The organism is Bradyrhizobium prioriisuperbiae (assembly GCF_032397745.1).
GTDB classification, from domain to species: Bacteria; Pseudomonadota; Alphaproteobacteria; order Rhizobiales; family Xanthobacteraceae; genus Bradyrhizobium_A; species Bradyrhizobium_A prioriisuperbiae.
Window position 1 is genome coordinate 1,979,090 of sequence record NZ_CP135921.1, and the last position, 12,695, is coordinate 1,991,784.

At 62.5% G+C, this 12,695-nt stretch carries 13 protein-coding genes; 6 read left to right on the forward strand and 7 right to left on the reverse strand.

Annotation, left to right across the window (positions count from 1 at the left end):
- Nucleotides 1–279: 279 nt before the first annotated feature.
- The gene (locus tag RS897_RS09285; protein ID WP_315836273.1) at nucleotides 280–1,047 is read left to right on the forward strand and encodes an alpha/beta fold hydrolase; all 768 of its coding nucleotides are present in this window, start codon (nucleotides 280–282) and stop codon (nucleotides 1,045–1,047) included.
- Here RS897_RS09285 and RS897_RS09290 read toward each other — a convergent pair.
- The 4 genes from RS897_RS09290 to RS897_RS09305 all read right to left on the reverse strand — a co-directional run bounded on the left by RS897_RS09290 (nucleotide 1,033) and on the right by RS897_RS09305 (nucleotide 4,601).
- Nucleotides 1,033–1,947, reverse strand: coding sequence for a DMT family transporter (locus tag RS897_RS09290; RefSeq protein WP_315836274.1), 915 nt, complete (start codon nucleotides 1,945–1,947; stop codon nucleotides 1,033–1,035). The two genes, RS897_RS09285 and RS897_RS09290, sit on opposite strands and share 15 nt — an antisense overlap.
- 96 nt (nucleotides 1,948–2,043) lie before the next feature.
- The gene (locus RS897_RS09295; RefSeq protein ID WP_315836275.1) at nucleotides 2,044–2,886 is read right to left on the reverse strand and encodes a hypothetical protein; all 843 of its coding nucleotides are present in this window, start codon (nucleotides 2,884–2,886) and stop codon (nucleotides 2,044–2,046) included.
- 14 nt (nucleotides 2,887–2,900) lie between these two features.
- Nucleotides 2,901–3,245 (reverse strand): AtuA-related protein, encoded by a 345-nt coding sequence (locus RS897_RS09300; protein WP_315836276.1) that lies wholly within the window; start codon nucleotides 3,243–3,245, stop codon nucleotides 2,901–2,903.
- Between the two features lie 3 nt (nucleotides 3,246–3,248).
- Entirely contained in the window at nucleotides 3,249–4,601 is a 1,353-nt protein-coding gene (locus tag RS897_RS09305) for an acyclic terpene utilization AtuA family protein (RefSeq protein ID WP_315836277.1), read from the reverse strand.
- A 65-nt stretch (nucleotides 4,602–4,666) separates the two neighbouring features.
- Between RS897_RS09305 and RS897_RS09310 the strand changes: the two genes are divergently transcribed.
- Complete coding sequence (locus RS897_RS09310; RefSeq protein WP_315836278.1) at nucleotides 4,667–5,005, forward strand: hypothetical protein; 339 nt, start codon at nucleotides 4,667–4,669, stop codon at nucleotides 5,003–5,005.
- 84 nt (nucleotides 5,006–5,089) lie between these two features.
- The gene (locus RS897_RS09315; protein ID WP_315836279.1) at nucleotides 5,090–5,764 is read left to right on the forward strand and encodes a dienelactone hydrolase family protein; all 675 of its coding nucleotides are present in this window, start codon (nucleotides 5,090–5,092) and stop codon (nucleotides 5,762–5,764) included.
- 7 nt (nucleotides 5,765–5,771) lie between these two features.
- Here RS897_RS09315 and RS897_RS09320 read toward each other — a convergent pair whose 3' ends face one another.
- The 3 genes from RS897_RS09320 to RS897_RS09330 all read right to left on the reverse strand — a co-directional run bounded on the left by RS897_RS09320 (nucleotide 5,772) and on the right by RS897_RS09330 (nucleotide 7,692).
- Nucleotides 5,772–6,362, reverse strand: a complete 591-nt coding sequence (locus RS897_RS09320; RefSeq protein WP_315836280.1) for a polysaccharide biosynthesis/export family protein — start codon at nucleotides 6,360–6,362, stop codon at nucleotides 5,772–5,774.
- 248 nt (nucleotides 6,363–6,610) lie between these two features.
- Nucleotides 6,611–7,267, reverse strand: coding sequence for a peptide-methionine (S)-S-oxide reductase MsrA (gene msrA / locus RS897_RS09325; protein WP_315836281.1), 657 nt, complete (start codon nucleotides 7,265–7,267; stop codon nucleotides 6,611–6,613).
- Between the two features lie 107 nt (nucleotides 7,268–7,374).
- Nucleotides 7,375–7,692, reverse strand: a complete 318-nt coding sequence (locus RS897_RS09330; RefSeq protein ID WP_315836282.1) for a hypothetical protein — start codon at nucleotides 7,690–7,692, stop codon at nucleotides 7,375–7,377.
- A 502-nt stretch (nucleotides 7,693–8,194) separates the two neighbouring features.
- On the opposite strand from RS897_RS09330, the gene rpsT reads away from it, so the two are divergent.
- The 3 genes from rpsT to dnaN all read left to right on the forward strand — a co-directional run bounded on the left by rpsT (nucleotide 8,195) and on the right by dnaN (nucleotide 12,628).
- Nucleotides 8,195–8,461 (forward strand): 30S ribosomal protein S20, encoded by a 267-nt coding sequence (rpsT, locus tag RS897_RS09335; protein ID WP_315836283.1) that lies wholly within the window; start codon nucleotides 8,195–8,197, stop codon nucleotides 8,459–8,461.
- A gap of 1,329 nt (nucleotides 8,462–9,790) precedes the next feature.
- Nucleotides 9,791–11,221 carry a chromosomal replication initiator protein DnaA gene (dnaA, locus tag RS897_RS09340; protein ID WP_315836284.1) on the forward strand — a complete coding sequence of 477 codons (1,431 nt, stop codon included), beginning with the start codon at nucleotides 9,791–9,793 and terminating at the stop codon, nucleotides 11,219–11,221.
- A 288-nt stretch (nucleotides 11,222–11,509) separates the two neighbouring features.
- The gene (gene dnaN, locus RS897_RS09345; RefSeq protein ID WP_315836285.1) at nucleotides 11,510–12,628 is read left to right on the forward strand and encodes a DNA polymerase III subunit beta; all 1,119 of its coding nucleotides are present in this window, start codon (nucleotides 11,510–11,512) and stop codon (nucleotides 12,626–12,628) included.
- Nucleotides 12,629–12,695: the final 67 nt, after the last annotated feature.

Consider the following 12,695-nt stretch of genomic DNA (forward strand, 5'->3'; position numbering starts at 1 on the left):
GATTTCGATCTTTGCAAGTGAAAGCATTGCAATGGCAAAACTGCAGTGTGTCAAGCAATGCAAACGCGCAACTGCATCGATGAAGCGAGATCACCGTTCATCGCGCGCAAATTCATCGTTCATCGAGCGGCGCTGCAACGCGGTAATTCTCTCTCAAGAAATTACGCAGCATCCGTTGCTGGCATACCATGCGCGCGTTGAGACAATAATGTTCTCATCGCTGCCGACGTCGTTCATCGGCGTGCTAATGTCACACGCGATCAGAACAAGGATAATCAAATGCCGACGATCACCCGCGATGGCGTCAAGCTGTATTACGAAGTACACGGCGATGGCCCGCCGCTGCTGCTGACGCATGGTTATTCGGCAACGTCGGCGATGTGGCGCGGACAGATCGCAGCGCTTGCGCGCCATCACACGCTGATTCTGTGGGACATGCGCGGCCACGGACAATCGGATTATCCGGACGATCAGGCAGCCTACGGCGAAGCGGAGACGGTCGCTGACATGGCGGCGCTGCTCGATGAACTCGGCGTCGCGAAGGCCGTGATCGGCGGACTGTCGCTCGGCGGCTACATGTCGCTTGGTTTTTATCACGCGCACCCGGATCGCGTCCGCGCGCTGCTGATCATCGACACTGGCCCCGGCTTCAAGAAGGACGACGCGCGCGAGGCCTGGAACGCGCGGGCGCGCGACACCGGTGCGCGGTTTGAGCGCGAGGGACTGGACGTGCTGAAGTCGGCCAGCCGCGAACGATCGCAAGCGGAGCACCGCAACGCGACGGGCCTGGCGCTGGCGGCGCGCGGAATGCTGGCGCAGCGCGACGCCCATGTGATCGAATCGTTGCCGCGGATCGCGGTGCCGTCGCTGGTGATTGTCGGCGCCGACGACACCCCGTTCCTTGCCGCATCCGATTACATGGCGGCAAAAATTCCGGGCGCCCGCAAGGTGGTGATCCCGAATGCCGGCCACGCCGCCAACATCGACCAGCCGCAAGCGTTCAACGATGCGGTGACGGCATTCCTGGCTGAACTACCCGCCGCGTGACCGCGAGGGAATGGTCATCGCGGCAATGCCGATGATCACACAGGCGAGCCCCGCCCAGGCGGTGGCCGACGGCGTCTCGCCGAGCACAACCACACTCAAGGCGACACCGATCGGCACCCGCAAATAGGCCTGCGCCGTGGTTCCGACCGGGCCGAGGGTCTGGATCAGGCGGAAATAGATCACGAAGGCGAACGCGGTCGAGAACACCGCAAGCCCGACCAGCGCCAGCAGCGATGCCGTCGACGGCTGCAAGGTCCAGGGCTGTTCGAAGATCACGCTGATCGGCAACAAGATGACCGCGCCGCAGATCATGGAGCCCGCCGCCGGCACCATGGGATCGAGGCCGTTGAAATTCCGTCCGAAGATCGCGGCCGCCCCATAACTGACCGCAGCCGCCACCAGCGCCAGCTGCGCCACCAATTGCTGCCCCAGTCCCGCAAGCGCATTGACGCCGACCACCAGGCAGATGCCGGCAAGCCCGGCCACCACGCCAAACAGCTGGCGCGGCGTCGGCGGGTCGTGCCGCAGGAACACCAGCGCCAGCAGGAAGGTGAAAATCGGAGCATTGGAATTCAGGATGGTGGCTAGCCCGGCATCGACATGGCTCTCCGCCCACGCGATCAGGGTGAAGGGAACCACGCTGTTGAAGCAGGCCTGCACCAGGAAGCGGCGCCAAAGCGCCGGATCGCGCGGCAGGGCAATGCCGCGCACCGCCATAATCGCCAGCAGCACGGCGCCGGCGATCAGGGTGCGTGCCGCGATCAGCGTCACCGGCGGAATCGTCGCCACCCCGATCTTGATGAAGGTGTAGGACGCGCCCCACAGCGTCGCCAGCAGCAGCAGCAGCGTGAGATTGGCGGCATAGCGGGACTTGGCGGGGTCGGCGACGGCGAGGGTCATAGTTGGAGATTCTGCCTTTTGATTGGACGTTCGGGACCTTGGCCGAAGCAGCAAGCCGATGCTTCGGTCGCGGTCGAAGTTTGTCGGAACAATCGATCACCCGATCTGAACGAGATCGTTCAAGCCGAAGCGGTACACACCCTGCGCAGACCAGCACACCGCCATGTCCGCCCAACAACTGACCCGGCGAACCTCGAGCGACGCGCCCGTCTCGGTGACCAATTGAATATGGCGGTGGGTCAGGCCGGCGAGCTCGATCACCGTTGCAAGACCGGTTTGCTTGTAACCACCGATCAACGCCACATGCCGTTCACCGACAAGCAATCCGCGGGCTCCTTGGACCGGAGCCTTGACCATCACCTGATGGAACGACTGACCGTCGACATAGCCGAGAAAGAAATTCGAGTAGGCACAGATCCAGGCGCGATCCTGGCGATCGAGAGTCAGGGCGTAGCAGTCATCGACGTCCGGACCGGCAGAACCCAGGTGCTCCGCCAACCCAAACTCAAGCCTGCCGTCCTGAGAAAACCGCGCGAGTCCGTTCGACGGAATCGGATCACCGCTGAAAACGCCTTCATCGAAATAACCTGCCCAAAACCGTCCCTGCCCATCCAGAAGGAACTGGTTGATGCCGTCGCCTGCGGCGAAACTTGTTTGAAACGCCCCTGAACAATCAAGAACGAGGACATTTTTTTCGCCGGGCTCCGCTCTGGCATACGCCATGGCCGCCCCGCCATCCGGCAGAAGCTGCGCATGCGTCATTCTCGCCAAAGCCGGATTCGAATCAGCCGGCACGATCGATTGAAAATGCTCATCAACAAGCCTGCGTGGTTCATCTGCGATCAGCACGCAGCGACCACCGACATTGAGATAGCAGGCATACACGCCGTCAGCATCCCTCCAGCGCGCCACCGAGACCGTCGCCGTCGGCTCAATCATGTGATTTGCGTCCCCTACCCACCCCGCAGCAGGTTGCCATACTGCTCCGGCACCTCGATCTCGAAGCCGAGGATCGCGGCCGACAGCGCCTTGCCGTAATTGTCCAGGCTGAGGCTGCGCGAGACGCCGCCGCCCAGCGCGCCTTCGGCAACGAAGTTCAGCGCCGCGAGATTGTCGGCCTCGTAACGTGTCACCGCTCCCTTGATGGCGCCGCGGTAGAATTCCTTGAAGCGTTCCGCGGTGAGCTGCTGCTTCAGCAGCGGATAGAATTCGTCGTGATAGGCCATCACGGCGATGTTCGAGGTGTTGCCCTTGTCGCCGGACCGGACGTGGGCGACGCGTTCGAGTTTGACCCGCATGACTCAGCTCTCGTACCAGACGATGGAATGGGGCACGCGCTCGCGCGGCACCAGCGTCGACCACACCCCGATGATTTCGCGGGTGCGCTCCTGATGCGGCACGCGTTTGCCGGTCATGCCGACACCGGATACCGCCATGCCGTCGATCTCACGGCCGACTTTTGCAGCCTCCTCCCGGGACTTGGTTCGCGCTGCGACTCTCACCGCGATTTCATACGGCTCCGGCCCGTCCACTGGGCTCGCGTCGCCATGGATCGCGTTGACACCAAGGAAATCGATGCGCAGATCATCGGCCACGAGGTTCACGATGCGGAACCGCTCTTCAAGAATGCGTTTGGCAAGTTGCGCCCGGCGCAACGCGCCGGGGCCGGCATAGAAGAACATGTCCTCGCCGATGAAACCCTCCATGCAACCCATCGAGACTTTCAGGGTCGGCGTGCGCGACTTGCCGCCGATCCGGCTGACCCGCAGCCGATCCGGGGCGACCTGTTCCAGCACCGCGGTGGTGAAATCGACCACCACATCCGGGGTGATGTAATTCGCGGGATCGTGCACTTCATAAAGCATCTGCTCGGTCACGGTCATGCGGTTGACCGCACCGCCGGTGCCGGCGACTTTGGTAATCACGGCGCTGCCGTCGGGCTCGACTTCGGCGATCGGGAACGCCAGATCCCAGGGCGCAGGTACATCCTTGAAGCCGGGGTCGGCGAAATAGCCGCCGGTCACCTGCGCACCGCATTCCAGCAGATGACCAAGGCCGCTGCCCTGCCCGAGCCGGACATGATCCGATGCGGCCCAGCCGAACTCAAACATCAGCGGCGCCAGAAACAAGGAGGGATCGGCAACGCGGCCGGTGACAACGATGTCGGCGCCCGCTTTCAGTGCCTCCACGATTGGCTCCGCACCAAGATAAGCTTCCGCGGAAATCAGATCGCCGGCGATGCTCGAAACCGGAGCGCCGTTCTCCAGAATAGTTCCGTCGAGATGGCGCGCCAGTTCGGTGATCAGGCTGCCGGACACCGCGGCGACCTTTTTGCCTTTGGCGCCATGTTCACGCAGATGTTCGACAATCCGCAGCGCGGCGCCGTCCGGATTGATCCAGCCCTGGTTGGTAATGATCCTGGTGTCGCGCTTCAAACATCCCGGCAGCACCGCGCGCATGCGGTCGTCCAGATAGGTGTCGTAGCCGGGAAACGACGGATCCCTGCGCTTGCGCACCTGGGCGGCGGAGACGGTCGCTTCCGCCATGGTTTCGAAACAGAGATAGTCGAGGTTGCCGTGCTCGGCATTCTGCCGGGCCGGCTCGATCCGGTCGCCCCACCAGGCGGAGCCCGCGCCTATTCGCAATGTTGGCAAAAGTTCACCTTTCTCCGCGCGCTTTCGACTTGTGTTGCGCCGCAATCCGAAGAACAATTTGGGTCATGAAGCTAGTTCCGTTCCCTGTCCTTGTCGCCCTCGCCATTGCGCATGCGGCCCTGACGCCTGCGCGCGCCGAAACGCCGCCGCGGGCCCCGTTCACCACCACGCTGTCGAACAACACCCCGCTCGCCTTCGGCATGAGTCCCGACGATGTCTCGGCCGCGCTGGGATCGCCGCTCGGCTATGTCAGGGGACGGCCGGGCGATGAGGTGCTGGTCGCGACCCGAACCAATGGCGGCAGCGGCTTTTTTCCGCGCACCGATAAATTGTTCCTCCAGTTCCGCCATGGACGGCTTGCCGGCTGGAAAGGCGACTGGGGCCGGAACTGGATGTGGGAATAGCCGTCCGATCGGCGGCCCTTCGACATCACGATCGACTTTCAAAGTCGCCTCACCCAAGTCCTTTCAACAACCATTGGATGAACCATGGGACAAAATATCAAACTGACCGCCTCCGACGGCTTCCAGCTCGGCGCCTATCGCGCCGACCCCACCACGACGCCCAAAGCGGCCGTGGTGGTGGTCCAGGAAATTTTTGGGGTGAACTCGCACATCCGCAATGTCTGTGACCGCTTCGCGGTGCAGGGCTATACCGCAATCGCCCCGGCGATCTTCGATCGCATCGAGCCGAACTTCCAGTCCGGCTACTCGCCGGATGAAGTCACGGTCGCCCGCAAGTTCGTCGCAAGCCCCGACTGGGACGCCTTCCTGCGCGACACCCAGGCCGCGATCGATGCCGTGAAGAGTGTCGGCCCGGTCGGCGTGATCGGGTTCTGTCTTGGCGGTAGCGTGGCGTTCCTGGCGGCGACGCGATTAGGCGGCCTGACCTCGGCAATCGGTTATTATGGCGGCGCCGTCACCCGCTTCTCGGACGAGACGCCCAAGGTTCCGACCCTGTTGCACTATGGCGAAAAAGACAGCGGCATCCCGCTCAGCGATGTCGAGATCGTGCGTGCGAAACGGCCTGACGTGGACATTTTCGTCTACGACAACGCCCAGCACGGCTTCAATTGCGACGAGCGCGCGAGTTACGACAAGGCGAGCGCCGATATCGCGCGCGAGCGCAGCCTCGGGTTCTTCGCCAAGCATCTGGTGCGGTAGCCGGGTCTCAGAACCAGCGTTCGCTGACCACGACCGTGTCGCCGGGCCTCAACAAGGTGCCGAGCGGCACGGTGGCGCGCACGGCACTTCCGCGTTCCGTGCGGGTGAGATCGACAGAACCTTTTTGCGCGCGTGGCGAGAAGCCGCCGGCGATCGCCACCGCGCTCTCGACCGTCATGTTCGGCACGTAGGGATACTGTCCGGGTGCTGCGACCTCCCCGAGAATAAAGAAGGGGCGATAAGCCTCGACCTCGGCGGCAACATAGGGCTCGCGGATATAGCCGCCGCGCAACTTGACGGTGATGGCCTGGGCGAGTTCGGCCGGCGTCAGGCCGCGGGCGCGCACCGCGCCGATCAGCGGCATGGTGATCGCGCCGCCGGCATCGACCCCATAGGAATTGGTGAGGCCTTCCTGGCCATAAACCACGATGCGCAACCGATCTCCGGCATCGAGGCGATAGGCCGGATCGGAGGCATGGGCGACCAGTGTCACGGATCCGGTGACAACCGGTCCGCCATAGGCGAGCGCGTCGAGATCACCGCGCACGGACGGCGGCGCGCCGGCACCGACGACGGCGACTGGTGGAGGCAGCGTCATGCAACCCGACAGCGCGAGCGCAGTGAGTGCAATGGCACAACAAATTTGAAACGCGCGCCAAAAACGCACCGGACCTATCCCATCCAAGAGATAGATCCGGTGTGCACCGATTATGGTTAATAAACGGTATCTTCAGTACCGCCGATCAGACGTTCCCGCACCATTCGCCGCATCCAAAGGTTCGTGTCAGAGGGGGCTGCGAAGTCTCACGAACTTTGGATGCGGGGCACCAGTCTGTTTTGGCGCGATCAGGCGCTGACCCCGACGCCGATCGGGCAGCTCACGCCGGTTCCACCGAGACCGCAATAACCGGCGGGATTCTTCGCCAGATATTGCTGGTGGTAGCCCTCGGCAAAGTAGAAGTCGCCCGCAGGGGCGATCTCGGTGGTGATCTTGTCCAGCCCCTTCGCGGCCAGTGCCTTGTCATAGGCGACCTTCGAGGCCAGCGCGGCCTTGGCCTGGGCCTCGCCGAAGGTGTAGATCGCCGAGCGATATTGCGTGCCGATGTCGTTGCCCTGGCGCATGCCCTGGGTCGGATCGTGATTTTCCCAGAATGTCTTCAGCAGCTTTTCGTAAGAGATCTTTTTGGGATCGAACACCACCAGCACCACTTCGGTGTGGCCGGTGCGCCCCGAGCAAGTCTCTTCATAAGTCGGGTTGGGCGTGATGCCGCCGGCATAACCGACCGCCGTCACATAGACCCCGTCGCCCAGCTCCCAGAACTTGCGCTCCGCGCCCCAGAAACAGCCCAAGGCGAACACCGCCTGCTCCAGGCCTTCGGGATACGGCGCCTGCAGCTTGTGGCCGTTGATGAAATGAGTGGTGGCCGTCGGGATCGGCGTCGCGCGGCCCGGCAGAGCGGTCGCGGCAGTCGGCAGTTCCGGGGATTTGCGCATGAACAGCATGGATCACCTCCTGAATGGGATGGATGACATATAAGTATGTGTCTACGCAGAAAACAGCGGCGCGTTACGAAAGCGGGCCTGACGCAGCCACCTTGAAGGTCGTCCGATCAATCGCGGCCGTAACCGATCAGCCGCCGCTTGGGACGGAACACCAGCATCAGCAAAATGCCGACGACGCCAAGCACCGCCCAGGTCGGCTGATCGAGCACGAACTTGCCGGCGCCATTCCAGAGCCAGGGCGACACGCCTTCGATCATGACACGGACCGCCTGCTGGCTACCCTGATTGACGTCGTTCCAGAATTCGCCGAGCCGGGTCAGCCGCACGGTCTGGTCGGCGATCGAACGCGCGCCGTCATAAACCAGGAAAATGAAGCCGCCGGCCAAGAGCAAAAGCCCGACCAGACGGAAAAAACCGCGGATCATTCGTCACCCTGTCCCGTATCGCCCGAAAGCCTTTTGACCCAAGCATGATCTCCGCGCAAACGCTTCACGTCTGTCGCGAGGGGAAACCGATACCCTCTATTCCGGATCATGTTTGATGTCCCCGCCCGGCAATACCGGGAGCATGGTGCGAATTCAACCTCGGCCGCCGCCGGTTCCGGCGGCACGCTGCGGGGCCGGAGCCGGGAAAATCCCTGGTTTTGACTGGATTTAGGGGCCGTAAGGTGGCGATTTCGGCCGAAAATGACCCCACCAGCCCCCTCGCCAGCGTTGACGGTGGGACCCCACGCCATTATAAGACGGCCAACTGGCGGCGGGTCCATCCTGCCGCCGCTGTTCTTTGAGCGGCTCCGCAAATCCGATATCGACCGGATCCGGGTATTTCAGGAACACACGAAATTCATTCAGGCGTCGGACGCAAGACCGCGGACGACATTAACCAGCCCGGCTCGGGATCGAGTCGTCGCTGCAGGATCTTGAGACCATGGCCAATACGACTTCCGCCAAGAAGGCGGCCCGCAAGATTGCCCGCCGCACCATCGTCAACAAGTCGCGCCGGACCCAGATGCGCAACTCGGTTCGTCTCGTCGAAGCGGCGATCGAAAAGGGTGACCGCGATGCAGCACTCGTCGCGCTCAAGAGCGCCGAACCGGAACTGATGAAGGCAGCGCAGCGCAACATCGTTCACAAGAACAACGCGAGCCGCAAGGTGTCGCGCCTCGCACACCAGATCGCGAAGCTCGCCAAGTAAGTTTGCGAGCAAGCTTCGAGGCAGATCTTCGAAGCGTCTCTTCGAGATAAATTTTCGAGAGACCGTCGCCTCAAAACGAAGTTGTCACGAAGCCCGGCATTGCCGGGCTTTTTCTTTTGCCCGCGTCGATAGCAAAAGAAAAAATCATCGCGCGCAAGTGTAACCCCGCAAGCGCAGCATCAACCGGGTGCAGCACCAATCAAGTCATTGTCGCTGACGCGATCGAGAATCGGCTAGCACTGTTTTTCAGATTTGCAAGTGACACACCGTTTTCATGATGCCTTGCGCGACGAGGGCTACCCTCATGAAATGCTCAAAAATATACGCGTTTCAATAATCACTTATCGGCAATGGCGCGCAGGTACTTTCAAAACCAAGATGCGCCGAGATGGTTGGTGAATTATTTATGAACTTTTTTTTTGCTCACCTGCCGAATGTGACAGCACACGCTCTCATCGATTCCCCGCGCTGAATCAAAACGTTGTGCACAGGGTTGAAACACATCCCGTCGCGTTCGAGGTCCGCGAGCCGTTCGTCGTCACTCAAGCGGAGAATCATTTGATTGCAGCAATTGTGGCGTCGTGTATTTCTTAGATCGTTCGCGGCACCCGCGGCTCTGCAGATCAGAGCGATCTGAGACCCACGGGAGACGCGCAAATCAGTGATGGTGCGCGCGTTAGCGAAGTTTCCCAAGCAATGGCCGGCTCGCTCATAGCAATATGAGAACGGTATTGTGCGCTCAAATTTCTCGAATGTCCTGGACCTTCGTCCGGCATTCACAAGAAGGAATGGGGCGCAGCAATCCGAGAGCCGTCAGCGGACGGAGATGGGACTGAATGTATGAGGGCTTTCAGTACGCGGCGTAAATCCGGGTTGGCGAGCAGTTCCAAGCTGCTCACACGACTGGGTTTTTAAAAGACTTGAACTTAACCATCGACGTACAACTTGCCGCGACATGCGCGCGGCGAGCGGGGGGTTATTGACGATGACACAGCGAACAACCATGGCCATCCAACGCGCATCGCGCTCGATCGACAGCTCCTGCAACCTCTCCTCTTGCACCTGCTCTTCTGACGCTGTCCGGATCCGCCTGGTTGTGAACACGCTCACCCCCGCCTTCGGCCCTATTTCCAGTACCAGCTGATCCTGCAGGACAGCCTTCTTCCGTTTCCTAGCAACGCCTGCCGGCGGCATCCTGGATGCCGAACGAAGAGGTGTGACTGAACGGATCGCAAGGCTTGGCCCCGGGGTCGACTTGCCGCGGCAACGCGGCGTGCCTTTCCGTCGGCGAAAGCCGCCACGCAACTCAATCAGAAAAGTCTCGAGTCAATGACAAGCATGGAACACGATCGTTGGGCAAAGGTGCAGGGCCGGCTGCGTTCGAGCGTCGGAGAAGACGTCTACAGCAGCTGGTTCGCCCGCATGGACCTGGAAAGCGTCCAGGGAGAGAGCGTTCACATGTCGGTGCCGACCCGCTTTCTCAAGAGCTGGATCCAGGCCCACTATGCGGATCGCGTGCTGTCATGCTGGCAGGCAGAAGTGCCGGAGGTGCATCGGATCGATCTGACGGTGCGCTCGGCGATGCGCTGCGCCGCGCCGGTCAAGGAAGTCAAACCGCCGGTCGACCAGCGCCGCCCCGAGCGCAGCAACACTCACGCCACGCCCGAACTGCGCACCACGGCGCTGGCACCGGTGTCCGCGGGCCATGACGCGCTCGGCGGCTCACCGCTCGATCCGCGCCTCACGTTTGAGAGTTTCGTGATGGGCCGCTCCAACACGTTGGCGCATGCCGCCGCGCGCCAGGTCGCGGAAGGACGCCGCGGCGATCCCGTGATGTTCAACCCGCTCTACATTCATGCCGGCGTCGGCCTGGGCAAAACCCATCTGCTGCAGGCGGTAACCTGGGCCGGCAATGCCGGCGGCGAACGCAAGGTGCTTTATCTCACCGCCGAGAAATTCATGTACGGCTTCGTCGCCGCGTTGAAGACCCAGACCGCGCTCGCTTTCAAGGAAGCGCTGCGCGGCATCGACGTGCTGGTGATCGACGACATGCAGTTCCTGCAGGGCAAGTCGACCCAGGCGGAGTTCTGCCACACCCTCAATGCGCTGATCGACGCCGGCCGCCAGGTGGTGATCGCAGCGGACCGCCCGCCGTCCGATCTCGAGACGCTCGATGATCGCGTGCGTTCCCGCCTTGCCGGTGGTCTTGTGGTGGAGATGGGATCGCTCGGCGAAGAGCTGCGGCTGGAGATTCTCAAAACCCGCGTCGCCGCCGCCCGGACCCATCACGCTGGCTTCGACGTGCCGCTACCGGTGCTGGAGTATCTGGCCAAGACCATCACCCACAACGGCCGCGACCTCGAAGGCGCGGTGAACCGGTTGCTCGCCCACAGCAAGCTCAACGCCCAGCCGGTGACCCTGGAGATGGCCGAACGCGAAGTTCGCGATCTGGTGCGTCCGCAGGAACCGAAGCGGGTCAAGATCGAGGACATCCAGCGCGTGGTGGCGAGGCAGTATAATGTCAGCCGCTCGGACCTTCTGTCCTCGCGCCGGACGGCCAATGTGGTGCGGCCGCGCCAGGTGGCGATGTATCTGGCCAAGACGCTGACACTGCGCTCGCTGCCGGAAATCGGCCGCCGCTTCGGAGGCCGCGACCACACCACGGTGCTGCATGCCGTGCGCAAGATCGAGGCACTGGTGTCGAAGGACACCTCGCTGGCCGACGAGGTCGAGCTGCTGAAGCGCCAGCTGCAGGACTGACGCAGAGGACAGACTTGGCGACTGACGCAGCGGACTAACCGTTCCGGATTCGGCCGGCCCCAGGGCCCGGCCGGACGAACGGGCCGGATGTGACGGAAAACACCGGGGAAACCCCGGCGGACGACGGTCGCCCACTTGCGTTGAAGCGCCGTCCACGGCACCTTGCGGTCCCCCGCAAGCCCTTAAGCCGCCTGCGGGTATCCACTCGCCGGACCGGCTCCACCGAGCCGCTCGGCACTTCCAATGCCTGAATGGGCAAAGCCCGAATGGAATCGGACGGATATTGCGATGAAGGTCACCGTCGAGCGTGCGCAACTCCTGAAATCACTTGGCCACGTCCACCGCGTGGTCGAACGCCGCAACACCATTCCGATATTGGGCAACGTGCTGGTCCGGGCGGAAAACGCCAAACTCAGCCTGAAGGCCACCGACCTCGATCTCGAGGTCACCGAAACTCTGCCGGCGGAAGTGTCGGGCGCGGGCTCCACCACGGTTCCCGCCCACATGTTCTATGACATCGTGCGCAAGCTGCCGGATGGTTCGCAGATCGTGCTGGAAGCCGATGGCGACCGCTCCGTGCTGGCGATCCGCGCCGGGCGTTCGCGCTTCACGCTGCAGACCCTGCCGGAAAGCGATTTCCCGGATCTCGCCGCCGGCGAGATGTCCCACGCGTTCAAGCTGACCGCCAGCGACGTCAAACGGCTGATCGACCGCACTCAATTCGCGATCTCGACGGAAGAGACCCGCTACTATCTGAACGGCATCTACCTGCACAGCGCCGGCACCGCCAAGGCCGCGACGCTCCGCGGCGTCGCCACCGACGGCCACCGCCTGGCCCAGGTCGATCTGGTGCTGCCGAACGGCGCCGACGGCATGCCCGGCGTGATCGTGCCCCGCAAGACGGTCGGCGAAGTACAGCGGCTGATCGAAGACAATGACGCCGAAATCCTGATCGAGCTGTCGACCGGCAAGATCCGCCTGACGCTGGGCAATGTGGTGCTGACCTCGAAACTGATCGACGGCACCTTCCCCGACTACGGCCGGGTGATCCCGCAGAACAACGACAAGGAACTGGTGGTCGACAAGAAGGACTTCGAAGCCGCGGTCGACCGCGTCTCGACCATCTCCAGCGAACGCGGCCGCGCGGTGAAGCTCGCGCTCTCCGCTGGCAAGCTGGTGCTGAGCGTGACCAATCCGGATTCCGGTAGCGCCACCGAGGAACTCGAAGTCGAGTACGCCTCCGACCCGCTCGATATCGGCTTCAACTCGCGTTACCTGCTCGACATCGCCGCCCAGATCGAGGGCGAGGTCGCGGTGCTCAAGCTCGCCGACCCGGGATCGCCGACCCTGATGCAGGACAAGGATTCCAAGGGCGCGCTCTACGTTCTGATGCCGATGCGGGTGTGAGGTTTTTTTAGCCAAGCGCGCGACATGCAGCTATAGCGTCACATCGTTCGGTCTGAACAGAATCTAA